Source organism: Mucilaginibacter sp. P2_D11 (assembly GCF_056404435.1).
On the sequence record NZ_JBFUEA010000004.1, the window covers coordinates 94,157 to 109,041 of the forward strand.

17 protein-coding genes are annotated in these 14,885 nt (G+C 47.0%); 10 read left to right on the plus strand and 7 right to left on the minus strand.

From position 1 onward, the window contains the following. Nucleotides 1–1,029 (minus strand): 3-dehydro-L-gulonate 2-dehydrogenase, encoded by a 1,029-nt coding sequence (gene yiaK / locus AC1DXC_RS07065; RefSeq protein WP_477458439.1) that lies wholly within the window; start codon nt 1,027–1,029, stop codon nt 1–3. A 174-nt stretch (nt 1,030–1,203) separates the two neighbouring features. Between yiaK and AC1DXC_RS07070 the strand changes: the two genes are divergently transcribed. Both AC1DXC_RS07070 and purN read left to right on the plus strand, forming a co-directional pair. Beyond that, on the plus strand, nt 1,204–1,707 hold the full coding sequence (locus AC1DXC_RS07070) for a hypothetical protein (RefSeq protein ID WP_477458440.1): 504 nt from the start codon (nt 1,204–1,206) through the stop codon (nt 1,705–1,707). Nucleotides 1,708–1,752: 45 nt separating this feature from the next. Next, nucleotides 1,753–2,331 (plus strand): phosphoribosylglycinamide formyltransferase, encoded by a 579-nt coding sequence (purN, locus tag AC1DXC_RS07075; protein ID WP_477458441.1) that lies wholly within the window; start codon nt 1,753–1,755, stop codon nt 2,329–2,331. A gap of 13 nt (nt 2,332–2,344) precedes the next feature. Here purN and AC1DXC_RS07080 read toward each other — a convergent pair whose 3' ends face one another. The 4 genes from AC1DXC_RS07080 to AC1DXC_RS07095 all read right to left on the minus strand — a co-directional run bounded on the left by AC1DXC_RS07080 (nt 2,345) and on the right by AC1DXC_RS07095 (nt 4,178). Beyond that, nucleotides 2,345–2,704 (minus strand): hypothetical protein, encoded by a 360-nt coding sequence (locus tag AC1DXC_RS07080; RefSeq protein ID WP_477458442.1) that lies wholly within the window; start codon nt 2,702–2,704, stop codon nt 2,345–2,347. Between the two features lie 3 nt (nt 2,705–2,707). Beyond that, nucleotides 2,708–3,259 carry an STM3941 family protein gene (locus AC1DXC_RS07085; protein WP_477458443.1) on the minus strand — a complete coding sequence of 184 codons (552 nt, stop codon included), beginning with the start codon at nt 3,257–3,259 and terminating at the stop codon, nt 2,708–2,710. A gap of 69 nt (nt 3,260–3,328) precedes the next feature. Further along, complete coding sequence (locus AC1DXC_RS07090; protein WP_477458444.1) at nt 3,329–3,727, minus strand: hypothetical protein; 399 nt, start codon at nt 3,725–3,727, stop codon at nt 3,329–3,331. Between the two features lie 10 nt (nt 3,728–3,737). Further along, nucleotides 3,738–4,178, minus strand: coding sequence for a hypothetical protein (locus AC1DXC_RS07095; RefSeq protein WP_477458445.1), 441 nt, complete (start codon nt 4,176–4,178; stop codon nt 3,738–3,740). Between the two features lie 184 nt (nt 4,179–4,362). Here AC1DXC_RS07095 and purH point away from each other — a divergent pair, with 184 nt between their 5' ends. From purH to rodA, 6 genes are all read left to right on the plus strand, one after another. Then, nucleotides 4,363–5,889 carry a bifunctional phosphoribosylaminoimidazolecarboxamide formyltransferase/IMP cyclohydrolase gene (gene purH, locus AC1DXC_RS07100; RefSeq protein ID WP_477458446.1) on the plus strand — a complete coding sequence of 509 codons (1,527 nt, stop codon included), beginning with the start codon at nt 4,363–4,365 and terminating at the stop codon, nt 5,887–5,889. A 446-nt stretch (nt 5,890–6,335) separates the two neighbouring features. Next, complete coding sequence (locus AC1DXC_RS07105) at nt 6,336–7,358, plus strand: rod shape-determining protein (RefSeq protein ID WP_067054626.1); 1,023 nt, start codon at nt 6,336–6,338, stop codon at nt 7,356–7,358. Nucleotides 7,359–7,463: 105 nt separating this feature from the next. Next, complete coding sequence (mreC, locus tag AC1DXC_RS07110; RefSeq protein ID WP_477458447.1) at nt 7,464–8,297, plus strand: rod shape-determining protein MreC; 834 nt, start codon at nt 7,464–7,466, stop codon at nt 8,295–8,297. After that, nucleotides 8,290–8,805: a rod shape-determining protein MreD gene (locus AC1DXC_RS07115; protein ID WP_477458448.1), complete on the plus strand. Its 516-nt coding sequence runs from the start codon at nt 8,290–8,292 to the stop codon at nt 8,803–8,805. Before mreC ends, AC1DXC_RS07115 begins: the two co-directional genes overlap by 8 nt. Further along, nucleotides 8,805–10,817 (plus strand): penicillin-binding protein 2, encoded by a 2,013-nt coding sequence (mrdA, locus tag AC1DXC_RS07120; RefSeq protein ID WP_477458449.1) that lies wholly within the window; start codon nt 8,805–8,807, stop codon nt 10,815–10,817. The genes AC1DXC_RS07115 and mrdA overlap by 1 nt, the downstream gene beginning before the upstream one ends. Continuing rightward, nucleotides 10,810–12,087 carry a rod shape-determining protein RodA gene (gene rodA, locus AC1DXC_RS07125; protein ID WP_477458450.1) on the plus strand — a complete coding sequence of 426 codons (1,278 nt, stop codon included), beginning with the start codon at nt 10,810–10,812 and terminating at the stop codon, nt 12,085–12,087. The genes mrdA and rodA overlap by 8 nt, the downstream gene beginning before the upstream one ends. 12 nt (nt 12,088–12,099) lie before the next feature. Here the strand turns inward: rodA and AC1DXC_RS07130 are convergent, their stop codons facing one another. Next, entirely contained in the window at nt 12,100–13,278 is a 1,179-nt protein-coding gene (locus AC1DXC_RS07130) for a hypothetical protein (RefSeq protein WP_477458451.1), read from the minus strand. 77 nt (nt 13,279–13,355) lie between these two features. On the opposite strand from AC1DXC_RS07130, the gene AC1DXC_RS07135 reads away from it, so the two are divergent. Next, entirely contained in the window at nt 13,356–13,940 is a 585-nt protein-coding gene (locus tag AC1DXC_RS07135) for a thymidine kinase (protein ID WP_477458452.1), read from the plus strand. Between the two features lie 248 nt (nt 13,941–14,188). Further along, nucleotides 14,189–14,554 carry a response regulator transcription factor gene (locus AC1DXC_RS07140; RefSeq protein ID WP_477458453.1) on the plus strand — a complete coding sequence of 122 codons (366 nt, stop codon included), beginning with the start codon at nt 14,189–14,191 and terminating at the stop codon, nt 14,552–14,554. Between the two features lie 69 nt (nt 14,555–14,623). Here the strand turns inward: AC1DXC_RS07140 and AC1DXC_RS07145 are convergent, their stop codons facing one another. Further along, nucleotides 14,624–14,842 carry a hypothetical protein gene (locus AC1DXC_RS07145; protein WP_477458454.1) on the minus strand — a complete coding sequence of 73 codons (219 nt, stop codon included), beginning with the start codon at nt 14,840–14,842 and terminating at the stop codon, nt 14,624–14,626. Between the last annotated feature and the right edge of the window lie 43 nt (nt 14,843–14,885).

Genomic DNA, 14,885 nt, shown 5'->3' on the forward strand with positions numbered 1-14,885 from the left:
TCACATCCCCTTCACCTCTTCCCAAATCCTTTCATCTACCAACACGCCCTCGGCTTGGCTTTTTTCCCTGGTGCGTAGCATATTTTCGCCGGGGTATAAAATTTCGTTGCCGCCCTCGGTTGCGCTGCTTTTGGTGTAATCTATAATCTGTTCTATTAGCGCTTCGTTTTGCTCCGCATCAGCTTTTATGGCTATAAACACTTGCGATACGCCGGTTTCTTTGCGGCCGCTTTGGGTAATGGCAGCGGTTGAGTTGCCGTCGCTAAGTATGGTAGCGAGCAGATCGAGCACCAGAGATAGGCCCGAGCCTTTCCAGAAACCGATGGGCAATGCCCGTTTTGTCGCTAAAATGGCTTTGGCATCGGTGCTAAGCTTACCTTCACTATCGTAGCCGCCGGGTAGGGGCAGGGGTTTGTTTGTTGCTTCGTATTGCCACAGCTTGCCGAAGGAGAATTGGGAGATGGCCATATCCAGCACCACATGCCCGCCTTGTTTGGGGACGGCTATAATTAACGGATTGTTGCCCAGGCGTGGCTGGGTGCCGCCCCAGGGCGGTAGGTTGGCTATGGTATTGGTAAAGCAAATGCCCACGCAGCCGGCCTCTGCTGCCTGCCAGCCGTAGGTGCCGCCGCGCATCCAATGGTTGGTGTTTTTGATGGCTACGCAACCTATGCCGTTCTCGTGAGCCATGCTTATGGCTCTATCCATACTAAAACGCGCATTGAGCATGCCGGTGGCAAAGTTGCCGTCCCATTGCTCAAGGGCGCCAAAGGAGCTTATTAGCGATGGCTCGGCATTGGGGGTAATAAACCCTTCTTTTAGATATTCGATGAATACGCCAAAGCGGTTAAGCCCGTGCGAAGCAACGCCATCGCGGCTGTTATCGGCAAATATGCCGGCGCAGGCATCAGCTTTATCATCCGTAAAATTCAGTGAAAGTAAAACGCGCTTAAATTCGGCTTTGAGCTGCGGGTAAGGTATCCGCATGGTTTGCTGGTCTGCTGAGTGGTTGATGGGCTTATTTAACATCGCATTATCCTCCGGTTATTTATTGCCGCAATTTAGTTGTTTTGCAAACCTAATCAACCGCCCCCCGTTTAAGTAATAACCCACATGCAAAATAATGCGGACTTAATACAGTTATATTGATTGGCCGGGCAGGTGTATGTAAATGTAATTCCTATTTTTGCGGCTGATTAAAGGATGAAGAAAAATATTGGTTTCTGTTGTGCATCGTTATTGCTGCTGATTGGGCTGGTGGCAAACTCCTGCAAAAAAGAGGATAAAAGCAATATACCCAATTTGCTTACCACCCGGCAGTGGGAACTGGCATCGCTGCAGGTGTATAATTATATAGGCGATACCCAGCAATCAACCGATACTATCACCTGTGATAGCACGCAAATATTTAAGTTTTATAAAGACGGCAGCTGCACTTATACCAATTTCGATTGTACAGCGCAGGATATTGCCCGGGGCACTTACAGCCTGAGCGATACTAAGCTGATCTTGTTTGCCGATATGGTTTGCAAGGACAACAGCACCGTAGGCAGCTCCAAGCCATTTGCCAATGCGCAAATAAGCAACCTTGGCGAATTTTCTATGGTGCTGCAAACCGGCGATACACAGGCTTATTATACCTCTACGCAGCCGCGCACCATATACCGCTGGGGATTTATACGCCAGAAAGAAGTAATAACGCGATAACCGGTTAAATTTTTATATTTTGCAGTAATAAAGCTGATAGCCATTTTGAAAAAGAGAATAGCCATTTTTGCTTCCGGTTCGGGGTCGAACGCCCAGAAGATAATGGAGCACTTTAAACGTAATGCCGATGCCGAGGTGGTATTGATACTCACCAACAACCCGCAGGCCTACGTATTGCAGCGCGCCGATAATTTCGAGGTGCCCTCGCATGTTTTTACCCGCACCGAGTTTTACGATACCGACGAGGTGATCGCTTTGCTTAAAAACCTGCAGGTAGATCTTATTGTGCTGGCGGGTTTCTTATGGTTGGTGCCCAAAAATTTGTTAGCTGCTTTCCCTAACAAAATTATCAATCTGCACCCTGCGTTACTACCCAAATTTGGCGGGAAGGGCATGTATGGCGATAATGTACACAAGGCGGTATTGGCCGCAGGCGAAGAGGAATCGGGTATTACCATACACTTCGTAAATGCCGAGTTCGATGAGGGCGAGCCCATCCATCAATCCAAATTTAAGATAGAGCCCGGCGATACGCTGGAGATCGTAAAATTCAAGGGCCAGCAACTGGAGCATCTGCACTTCCCCAAGGTGATTGAGAATTTATTGAAGAAGATGAGGAGTTAGGCAGGTTTGGAAATTAGGCCTTTGTTATGTAGCAGTCGGTATACTCAATTGTTCTGCTGCCTGCATTCGTAATCATCTCAATTTTATTTCTTGTTGTCTTTATTGCGTTTTCGCCATGTCCTAACATCTTGGCAACGCTTTTCAGTTCATTAATTTCCAATATAGTTACAGGTCCAGCAAATGGAATTTCATCAACTTTGTAACTAATAACATCGTGGAATTTTAGTAAATGATACTCAAAAATATTGTTATTCCAATCTGTAGGGAAATCTATAAGAAATTCTAAAATCTGGTTGTGGTTTTCTGTCACTCTCAGGATTTCTGAATCGTGAAAGGAGTAGTCGCTGATAATTATAAAAGGAGCATCTGGCATAATTTATCTCTTGTTTTCGGCCAACTTCTCTCTCAATACTTTAAACAACCCCTCCAATTCGTATTGCAAAGTATTAGCAGTAATGCTCACCGGTGTTTGGTACTGTCGGTAATTCATGGCGGCCATTTTCTTCATGATAGCGTTGCTTTGGCGATCGATGTATTCGGCGGGGTTATGCACCAGTATCATAATAAGTTTTTGTTTGCCTATTTCTATTACCTCAATACCTTCTATATCTGCCCAGGGTATCAAGCCGAAAGTATAGCCGCTGCAATTATCAGTAATACCTTCGCTGCTTACGATGAGGCCGGGCCGGGTATCGAATAGTTTTTTCACCAGGCAATACGCGCAAAAGCCAAAGAACGCCACGGCCACAATGCCTAAGCCATAACCCAGTATTGGGTTTGGTTGGTTGCCAAAAAGCCTGATGTTGGGATGGGTAATAAACCACACTCCGGCTGCTACAAAGGCAACCGAGCCAAGTGCCATTAATGATAACTTGGTTTTATTTAAAGGGATTTCAATAGTGTCGGTGTGCTGCAGGTTTTCGGCCATGGTATTTTAAATTGCGATGGCCTAAAATAGTAAGCTTTGCCTAAAATGGCAAGTCTGCCCGTTCAATAATCATTTGCTTTTGACGAATTTAAACGAACAGCCTTCGAAGCAATAAACAGGCCCGTTAGGGCCGATGCTTAGCGAATCGCCTTTAATATGGTAGTAATAATTTTGGTAGTTGCTGCCATCTGCATGCGTCATCACCAGGGTTACGCTGTCTTTAAGCGTGTACTTTTTATATTCGGTGCTGGTGGTCCAGTCCATGGTGCCATCGGTGTTCAACTGCAGGTAATCGGTGCTTTTGGTTGCCGGCACAAAGTATTGCGGGCCGCCGCTACTCATCATGCCACCGGTGTACTTCCATTTTCCGGTTAAGGATGCATTTGGCGCAGCGCCCTGTTTGGTACACGCTAACGCGATAACGCCAACGATGAACAATGTTGATAAAATTTTTATTGTAGTTTTCATGGTTCAATGCTTATTCATCAACCTTTTTAAAACGCACACCGCAACCCTCAATGCACATAAGCGGCCCGGCCGGCGATAGCGACAGCTTGTCCCCTTCTATTTTATAAAGGAAGTTTTGTGTAGTTGTGTCGGCCGTCCTTTTAAAAACAAGGGTAATGCTGTCTTTAACAGTGTAGCTGTCGTATTGCGAAAAGTAAAGCAGGAAATTATCAGCGTCGCTCAACCCGCTAACTTCTATCGTTCCGTTGGCTTTTAGGTTGATGCTGTTGTTGCCAGGGTTTGCCACGGGCTGATAGGTGCCACTGCCATCGCCAGGGGATATATAACTGGCGTTTAGTTGCCATGTACCGATGAGCGATGCTTTGGCTTTGGGTGTTTCGCCTTGTTGTTTGGTGCATGCGGCCATAAAAATGATAATGGCAAGTGCTGCAAGTTTAGCTGAAGTTTTCATCGGTTTGTTTTTTATCCTTACGGATGAGCGGCTCGCAACGCAACAACCGGGGCTTATTTTTATGGCAAAACATCCTTTTTATCTCCTTAAGCATCAATTACAAACCCAATAAAAAAAACTAACCTTAAGTCTCTAATCTCTAATCTCTAATTCATACCTTTGCGGCTCAAAAAAAGCCCTGCAAATGAGCCAGTCCGTTCAAATAAAAAATGCCCTTATTTCTGTTTATTACAAAGACAACCTCGAGCCGATAATCCACGAGCTGAATCGCCTTGGTGTCAACATATATTCAACCGGTGGTACCGAAACTTTTATCCGCGATCTTGGCGTCGATGTGATTGCCGTTGAGGACCTTACCTCGTACCCATCCATACTGGGCGGACGCGTAAAAACCCTGCATCCAAAGGTGTTCGGCGGTATTTTATCGCGCCGTGGTTTAGATAGCGATGCGCAGCAACTGGAGCAATACGCCATCCCGGAGATCGATCTGGTAATCGTAGACCTATACCCCTTCGAAGAAACCGTAAACTCCGGCGCAGGCCAGGAAGATATCATCGAGAAGATAGATATCGGCGGCATCTCGCTTATCCGTGCAGCGGCTAAGAATTTCAAAGACGTAGTTATCGTAGCGTCTAAAAACGATTACGGTATCCTGGAAGATATCCTGAAAAGCCAGGAGGGTACCACTACCATAGACCAACGCCGTACTTTCGCCCAAAAGGCATTCAACATATCGTCTAACTACGATACGCACATCTTCCAATATTTCGACCAAACCGAGCCTATGCCTGTTTTTAAACAGAGCATACAAACCAGCCAAACCCTGCGTTACGGCGAAAACCCGCACCAAAAGGGTACTTTCTACGGTAACCTTGATGCGATGTTCACCAAACTGAACGGCAAAGAGTTATCATACAACAACCTGGTTGACGTTGATGCCGCTGTAGCGCTGATAAACGAGTTTACGGAGCCAACCTTCGCTATATTGAAACACACAAACGCCTGCGGTATTGCCAGTCGTTTACATACCAAAGAGGCCTGGTTAGATGCCTTGGCTTGCGATCCGGTATCGGCCTTTGGCGGTGTATTAATTACCAACGCCGAAGTTTGCGAGGCAACTGCTTTAGAAATAGATAAGATATTTTACGAGGTGCTGATTGCCCCGGCTTATACCGATGATGCGCTGAAAGTATTAACCGCTAAAAAGAACCGCATCGTACTCATCCGTAATAAGGTTGAACTGCCTACGAAGCAATTCAAAACATTGTTGAATGGTGTTATCGAACAGGATATGGACCTGGTTATTGAAGGCCCGGCACAAATGAACCCGGTTACCGAAAAAGTTCCTACTACGGAGGAACTGAAAGACCTTTACTTTGCCAATAAAGTGGTAAAGCACACCAAATCCAACACCATCGTTTTCGCTAAAAACAACCAGCTGATGGCAAGCGGCGTTGGCCAAACCTCGAGGGTAGATTCTTTGAAGCAAGCCATCATCAAAGCCGAAAGCTTTGGTTTCGATCTGAAAGGCGCGGTAATGGCATCTGATGCTTTCTTCCCTTTCCCCGATTGTGTGGAGATAGCTGCTGATGCCGGTATTACTGCTGTGTTGCAGCCGGGCGGTTCGATAAAAGACCAGGATTCTATCAACATGTGCAACCAAAAAGGCATTGCCATGGTTACTACCGGGGTAAGGCACTTTAAGCACTAAGGGTTAGAGGTTGGTGATTAGAGGTTAGGGGAACATGTGCTGTCAGCGAAATCTTTTAATCAGTAAAATCAGCGGTTCAGGGAAATGCGTTAGGGGTAGAAGCGGATACCGGCCTGTGGCTAATGCCCGTGCAGTATGAGCGGATAACCCGGGCCGAAGGCAACGCCATAAGCATCTCCTAAAATATAACCGGAATAAAATTTATAACACAAATCATACGATTAACGCCAGTTCCACAGAAAAGAACGGGTACAATACGATAAATAAAACCGAACTTACACGAAGGTTTTAGCGAATAAAAGTCGACACAAGGGCACGAATTATACAAATCGGGAGTTATTAACTATTAATTAGTTTTAATTCGTGAAATTCGTACCCTCTACGCATTTTCGTAACAAATCGTGTTCATTATTATTAACTTTGCAAAATATTTGAAATAACGCCACATGGGTTTATTTAATTTTTTCACACAAGAAATCGCCATAGATTTGGGTACTGCCAATACCCTCATTATACATAATGATAAAGTAGTTGTTGATGAGCCGTCGATAGTTGCTTTCGATCGTACAACTAATAAGGTTATTGCCATTGGCCGCCAGGCTATGCAAATGGAGGGTAAAACCCACGATAACATCCGCACCGTGCGCCCGCTTAAAGATGGTGTAATTGCCGACTTTAACGCCGCCGAACTGATGATACGCGGGATGATAAAAATGATAAACCAGGGCAAAGGGTGGTTCTTCCCATCGCTGCGTATGGTTATCTGTATCCCATCGGGCATTACCGAAGTAGAAAAACGCGCGGTACGCGATAGCGCCGAAATTGCAGGCGCTAAAGAAGTGTACCTGATATACGAACCAATGGCTGCTGCCGTAGGTATCGGTATAGACGTGGAAGAACCTATGGGTAACATGATCATCGATATCGGCGGTGGTACTACGGAGATTGCCGTTATCGCCCTATCGGGGATTGTTTGCGATCAGAGTATCCGCGTAGCGGGTGACAACTTCGATTCCGACATCGTACAGTACATCCGCCGCCAGCACAATATCATGATTGGCGACCGTACTGCCGAGAAAATAAAGATTGAAGTAGGCGCCGCTCTTCCGGAGCTATCGGAACCACCTGCAGATTTCGCTGTACAGGGTCGTGACTTGATGACCGGTGTGCCTAAGCAAATCACGGTATCGTACACCGAGATTGCGCATTGCCTGGATAAATCCATCTCTAAAATAGAGGAAGCGATACTGAAGGCATTGGAGATAACCCCGCCGGAGCTTTCTGCGGATATTTACCAAACCGGTATTTACCTTACAGGTGGTGGCGCATTGTTACGCGGCTTAGACAAGCGCGTAGCCGCAAAAACCAAACTGCCCGTACACGTTGCCGAAGACCCATTGCGCGCAGTAGTGCGCGGCACCGGCACCGCCCTTAAAAATATCGGTAACTTTAAGTTTTTAATGCAATAGTTGTTAGAGAAACAAGAGATAAGAACCAAGAATTAAGAGGGGAAGGGAATCCTGTCTTGTTTCTTGGTTCTTGAGTCTTAATTCTAATCTCCAATTTTTAAGTAGATGCGTAACCTCCTGATATTTATCACTAAGTACAACGCATTCTTTTTGTTCCTAATTTTCTTTGTAGCATCGCTGGTTATCTACATCAAGTACAACTCTTTCCAAAAGGCGAGTTTCATCAACAGCACCAACAAGGTTACCAGCGAATTTTATACCCATGCCGATGAGCTGAAGGGCTACCTATCCTTACGGCAGGTGAACGACCAACTGGCCCGTGAAAACGCGGAACTGCGCAACCAACTACGCTCTTCTAAATATGCCGATTCGGTTGCCAAACATGTGGTGAATGATACCATTTACAAGCAGCAATACGAGTATATAGAGGCCAAGGTTATCAATAACTCTGTAAACAAACGTAATAACTACCTTACTATAAACCGTGGTAGCAAAGATGGCATTGGTAAGGGCATGGGCGTAATAACGGGCGCGGGGATAGTGGGCAAAGTGGTGCTGGTAGGCGAGCATGTTTCCATAGTGCAATCGCTGTTGCATAAAGATTCGCGCTTTAGCGTGATGCTTGCTACACATAAAGAAATTGGCTACCTGCAATGGGGCGAGGACTTTGATCCGCACAAGGCCCTGCTGGAAGATGTATCGAATAACGCATCGCCTAAGGTAGGCGAGCAGGTGGTAACTTCGCAGCTATCGCTTTTCCCGGCAGGGATACCCGTAGGTAAAGTAAGCGGCCTCAACGCTAAGGGCACCGGCTTTTTCCTGAAGATGGAAGTAGCGTTGGCGGTAGATTTCGGCAAGCTGGAATATGTGTATGTGGTAAACAACAAGTTTGCCACCGAACAGATGGGATTGGAGGCCCAGGAGAAGAAAGATGAGTAGGGTAATCCTGATAAGCCTGGTGCGTTTCGTGCTGCTGATATTCCTGCAGGTGTTCCTGCTAAAGAATATCGCACTTTACGATTTGAGCATCCCGTATCTGTATATACTTTTTATACTGCTGCTGCCTTTCGAGATACCCAACGTGCTGTTGTTTATCCTGTCGTTCGCGGTGGGGCTGACTATCGACATGTTTTACGATACGCCGGGGCTGCATGCCGCCGCTTGTACGGTGCTTGCCCTGGTACGTGTGTTGTTCATCAGCATAACGGTGCAGAAGGATGGTTTCGATAACGAGCCCGAGCCAACACTCAGCATTATGGGTTTCCGCTGGTTTTTCTTCTACGCCTCAGTACTTACACTGGTGCATCACTTCGTGCTGTTCAACCTTGAAGTTTTTAGGATAAATGAATTCGAGTACACACTAATACGCTGGGTATCGAGTTCAATATTTACCGTATTTTTGATGATCGTTTCGGGCTTGTTATTTTTCAGGAGAAAACAGCGTTAATGAACAGTTTTTTTGAGCGGCGATACATAATCGCCGGTATTTTCATCGCTTTTATTTTGCTATTGCTGGGCCGCCTGTTTTACATACAGGTGGTGGATGACCGCTATGCCCTTTACGCCAGCCAGAACGTAATCCGCAAGATGATACAATATCCGGCGCGTGGCCCCATACTGGATAGGAACGGCAAGATAATGGTGCAGAGCGATATCATTTACGATATTATGGTGATACCGAAGCAGGTAACGCCGTTTGATACCATAGAATTCTGCAAGTTACTGGGCATTGATAAGGAAGGCTATGATAAACGCATGGCCAAGGCCCGCAAATACTCGCCCTACCGCGCCTCGGTTTTCGAGAAACAATTGTCGCCGCAGTTGTATGCCACTTTCCAGGAACGCCTTTCGGAGTTCGTGGGTTTCTTCCCGCAGCAACGACCCGTGCGTTCCTACCCCGATTCTGCCGCTGCGCAGTTTTTGGGCTATATTGGCGAAGTTACCGACCCTATTATCAAACGCTCGGGCGGGTATTATAGTCCCGGCGACTACATCGGCATATCCGGAGTAGAGCGGTCTTACGAAACCGTATTGCGTGGGCAGCGTGGCGTGCTCAATAAGATGGTAGATTCGCGCAATCAGCCCAAAGGCTCCTATGCCAACGGCGCTTTCGATACCGTGGCAGTAGCGGGAGAAAAGTTGGTATCGTCATTAGATATGACCATACAGAAGCTTGGCGAGGCACTGATGCGCAATAAAGTGGGCAGCATAGTTGCCATAGAGCCATCTACCGGCGAGATACTGGCCTTTGTAAGCACCCCTACTTACGACCCGAACCTGCTGGTAGGGCGAGAGCGCGGCAACAACGCTGCCAAATTATATAAAGACCCTTACAAACCCTTCTTTATCCGCCCGGTGCAGGCAACGTACCCCCCCGGCTCATCGTTTAAACCTTTAAGCGCTTTGATAGCTATGCAGGAGGGTATGATAACGCCGCAAACGGTTTATGTATGCCGTGGCTATTATCAATCAGGTAATCGCCGCATTAAGTGTTTTCATAACGAGGTGCATGGCGCGGTAAACCTGTCGCAGGCTATTGCACATTCGTGCAACGGGTATTTCGATATGGTGTTTGAGAAGTTGGTGAACCGCTTTGGGGCACGCAATGTTGATACGGGCTTTAGCGCCTGGCGAAACAACGTGGCCAAATTTGGTCTCGGCAGTAGGCTGGATCTTGATTTGCCCGGAGAAAGCAGGGGCCTTTTACCCAAAGCCGATTTTTACGACAAAATTTACAGCAAAGGCGGCTGGCGTTCCAGCACTGTTATTTCCCTTGGGATTGGGCAGGGCGAGCTTGCGGCAACGCCGTTACAGCTGGCCAACATTGAGGCTATTATTGCCAACCGCGGCTTTTATTATAAACCCCATCTCATCAAAGCCATAGGTGATAAACGGGTTATCAAACAAGAGTACACGGTGCGCAATTATGTAGGGGTTGATTCTGCCTATTTCCATCCCGCTATCGATGGCATGCAGCAGGTAGTGGAAGTGGGTACCGCCTATGGCTCAAAAATACCCGGTATTATCATGTGCGGCAAAACAGGTACGGCGGAAGTTAAAAACCGGGGGGATAATTCGGTATTCGTAGCATTCGCGCCGCGCGATAACCCTAAAATTGCCATTGCCGTAATTGTAGAGAACTCCGGCCAGGGCGCAACCTGGGCCGCGCCGATAGCCAGCTTTATTGTAGAGAAATATTTAACCGGTAGTATATCAAAACGCGCATCTGGTATTACGCCTGAGTATTATATGAATGCCAACTTGTTGCCAGTAATTGTACCCACGGCTGCCGACAAACGAAAACTGCACCTGGATAGCCTTAAAAAAGCCCAGGTAGATTCATTGAGTAAACTGAAACTGAAGACGGCTTCAACCCAGCCGGCACCACGTATGCCTGCGGGCAAGCAACCCTTAAGTAAACCCACGGCGATGCTGCCAAAACGTAAGGACGATGAATAACAACAACCAGCGCAGCAGCTTTTTTTCTAATGTAGACTGGCTAACGGTGTTCCTGTTTATCACCCTGTGCATTATTGGCTGGTTCAACATACGTGCAGCAGTGTTTGATGAGAACAACTCCAGCTTCATCGATACCGATACCCGTTACGGCAAGCAGTTCATCTACATCTCCGTAGCTATGGTACTGGGTATGCTGATTTTGCTGCTGGAGAGCCGTTTCTTATCTGCCCTGGCGCCATTCTTTTACGTGACTACGGTATTGATGCTATTGCTGGTGCTGTTAGTGGGCCATAACGTGGGCGGTAACCAGGCCTGGATAGATATGGGCGGCGGCTTTAGGCTACAGCCCTCGGAGTTTGCTAAATTTGCCACCTGTTTGCTGCTGGCGCGATACCTTAGCGCTACCAACGTAAAAGTAACCGACACTAAGAGTTTCCTGATAGCAGGGAGCATTATTCTGCTCCCCATGGTACTTATTAAGCTACAGCCCGATGATGGCTCCACGCTGGTATTCTGTTCGCTCATATTTGTTTTATACCGCGAGGGGCTGTCGCCATATTTCCTGATAGTTGTAGGCCTGCTTATTACGCTCTTCATTACTTCGTTACTGTTCCCCAGCGGTTATGTGGTTGCGGTTATCGTTATCGCAACTCTGCTTATTTCGTTATCTATCAAAAGGAACAGGCCGCTTATATTCAAAGTCATCATTGGGGCCGCCATCAGCATAGGTTTCGTATTCGGCGTAAAGCCGTTGTATGAGCATGGTTTAAAGCCGCATCAGCGCAAGCGTATAGATGTGGTGCTTGGGCTCACCAGGGATATCAAAGGGGTTGGATATAACCAGAATCAGGCAAAAATAGCCATCGGATCTGGCGGGGCCTGGGGTAAGGGATACTTGCAGGGCACGCAAACCAAGTACGCCTTTGTGCCGGAGCAAAGCACCGATTTTATTTTCTGTACCATAGGGGAGGAGTGGGGGTTTGCGGGTTCGGTAGTAGTGCTCGGTCTCTACCTGTTCTTGCTGCTGCGCATCGTGCATATAGCCGAGCGGCAGCGTGCGCCGTTCTCTCGTATTTATGGGTATGGCGTGGCCTCCATTATTTTCTTCCATGTACTCATCAATATAGCCATGGCCATAGGGGTGATGCCGGTAATAGGTATCCCGTTGCCTTTTATCAGCTACGGAGGCTCTTCATTGCTTAGCTTTACCATCCTGCTGTTTATTTTGCTGAAGCTGGATAGCAACCGTATGGGGGTTATCCACGGATAGGGGGGCGGTTACTTATGCGTAGCGCCTTCTCAGCAAGGCATAAAATTTATCTGAGGTTTCTTTTTTGCCTTCCCAGTTGTTTTTGGTTACGTAGTTGTTCTGCAAAAAGCGGTCGGCTTCTTCAAAGCTACTGAAACGGTTTACAATCTCTATCGCTTCGGTGTAAGCCAGGTTGTAACCTTTGAACAGGTCCTTCACAAATAGCAGCTTGTCGTTAAGCGTAATGGCAGATTTGATATCTGCCAATGGCTCTAAAGTTTCTAGGGGCTCCTGTTTAACTTCCTTCTTCTGCGCCGATAGGCGTTGGTTAAGGGTAAGCACAGGCTCTGCTTCTTTTTCTTCTTCGGCCTTTTTGCCTTTGGTTTTTGGCATCAGGTTCTCTACCTGTATATCCTCCATGCTTTCGGCTAATGCCTTTTTGCCATTTTTCTTCGGTTCGTCAAATACGGTTGGCTCCGGTTCCGGAAGTTCTTCTTCTGCTGTTTCTTCAATTACCGGTTCAGGCTCAACAATTTCTGCAACAGGAGCTGGAACTTCTTCGATTTCCGGCTCCTGTTCAACTTCTTCTTCAACCACCACTGGCTCTTCTTCAGCCGCCCCAATTGCTTCTTCTTCGGCCTCCGGGTTTTCGGCTTCAGTCTCTTCTTCTATCTCCGCAATCGGCGTCAGCAAAACTTCGTCCTGGCTTTGGCCGTCTTCTTCGTCTTCAAAATTATCGGCTTCATCAAGCAGCAGTTCATGGCGGATGGTTTCGGGTTCTTCCTCCACTTCCGGGCTATCGGCAGGGGCATCGGTACTAACGTCAATAACCGGCTCCGGTTCTTCCGCAAACTCAGGTTGCTCAAATTGCAGTTCATCTTCGGGCTGCACTATCTCAAACCGGATGCTATCGTTATTTACAGGCTTAGGTGCATCAAATTTAAAAGGCGTAGCGGTGGATTTTGCGGGCTGCACCATCGGCTCGAACCATTTAGGCTCATCCTTAATACTGGTTTTGGCCGCTGGCTGGCTTTTTATGGCGTTCAGTTTGCGCAGTATTTCGGCATGGTCCTTTAAAAAATGGGTGTTGGCAACAAAAAGCTCAAGCTCCAGGTCGTTCAGGTCGTCTACCGTAGTTTGCAGATACTCATACTGTTCGTTCAGTTCTTGTATAATTACGCCTATCTTTTTAAATACTTCCTGTTGCTTCATAGCTATTATGTTAGGAAAAATGCCAATCAAAAATAGGATAAAATTCTGATATTAGCCCCTCACAAAAGTTTTGCGATTTGTACACAGAGGAAGTTTTTAGGCGGCGTAACGAGGTAGGCGGAAGCATAGAGGTAATTTGCGGGTCGATGTTTTCGGGTAAAACCGAAGAGCTCATCAGGCGGGTAAACCGTGCGCGTATTGCCAAAGTGCAGGTGGAAATTTTTAGCCCAGTGGCCGATACCCGCTACGATAAAAGCGCCCTGGTATCACATAACCTCAACTCTATCCCCTCTAAAGCCGTCGACAATGCATCAGCCATATTGCCGCTTGCTGCGCATATACAGGTGGTAGGTATTGATGAAGCCCAGTTTTTTGATGATGACTTGCCGCACGTGGTAAGCAAGCTGGCCAACAGCGGCGTAAGGGTAATTGTTGCCGGTTTAGATATGGATTTTAAGGGCCGCCCCTTTGGCTCGATGCCCGAACTGATGGCCATGGCCGAATCTGTGACTAAACTGCATGCCGTATGCGTAAAATGCGGCAGCCCCGCGCTGAACTCGTATCGCCTGGTGCCCGACGAGCGCCAGATACTGCTCGGCGAAAAAGAAAGTTACGAGCCCCGCTGCCGCAACTGCTTTAATTTGGATGGCGTAGCCGGGTAGCAGTAGGCAGTTTGCGGTTTGCAGTAGATAGTTTGCTGGAAGCAAGGAGTTGCTCGTTCACCCATAATTAATACTTAAATTTCAGTTGCTTTCATCAACGGAATCACCTAATCATTAAAATCAGCGGTACATCTGCGCATCCGATTTTTTTCCTTGTCGTAATAAACAAATTATGTGCCCTAGTGTTAATTGTACGAGGGCGTTGGATGCGCGCCTGCGAAATCAACATTATTTACAGGCTTAAGATTATGGCTAAGAAAGTTTTAGTTATTGAGGATGATAAGGATATAAGGGATGCCGTTACGCTTGCCCTGGAGGACGAAGGCTATGTAGTGATATCTTCCGACAATGCCCGGATACTGAAGCATCTGAGCGAACACGCCCCGGATATCATCCTGCTGGATAACTGGCTTACCGACTGGAGCAGCGATGCCAACGGCCAGCAAATAAGCAAGGGCTTAAAAACTGACCCCGCCACCAGCCATATCCCCGTAATCATTGTATCAGCCGTAAGTAACATCGCAGAAGTTGCCGAAGCCGGCCTGGCAGATGGTTACCTCAAGAAACCGTTCGATTTGACAGAACTGGTTGCGGTGGTGGAGAAATATGCTTAGATGCCCGGCCCCTAGCCCCCTGAAGGGGGAACAGAAGTTGGAGGCATGTTTAATGTGTTGCCCAAGAGATTAGTCATTCCATAATCCTGATGCTGGGATGCCTTTTAGTTTACCATCTTTGATTAACAAGGCTTCTTTATAAGCGGATTTTAGTAATTCCATTTCGTCTACGCTCAACCCCTCGTCAAAAGAAATAGATATTTCTCCGCCTGCATTTTTTACAAGCGAGGTTATATCAGATATTATATCCGAACTATCGTCTGGGATATTAATAGTTAGCGTTGTCATGATATTCCATTTAAAATCATAACAAATATCAGCGGAATTTAAT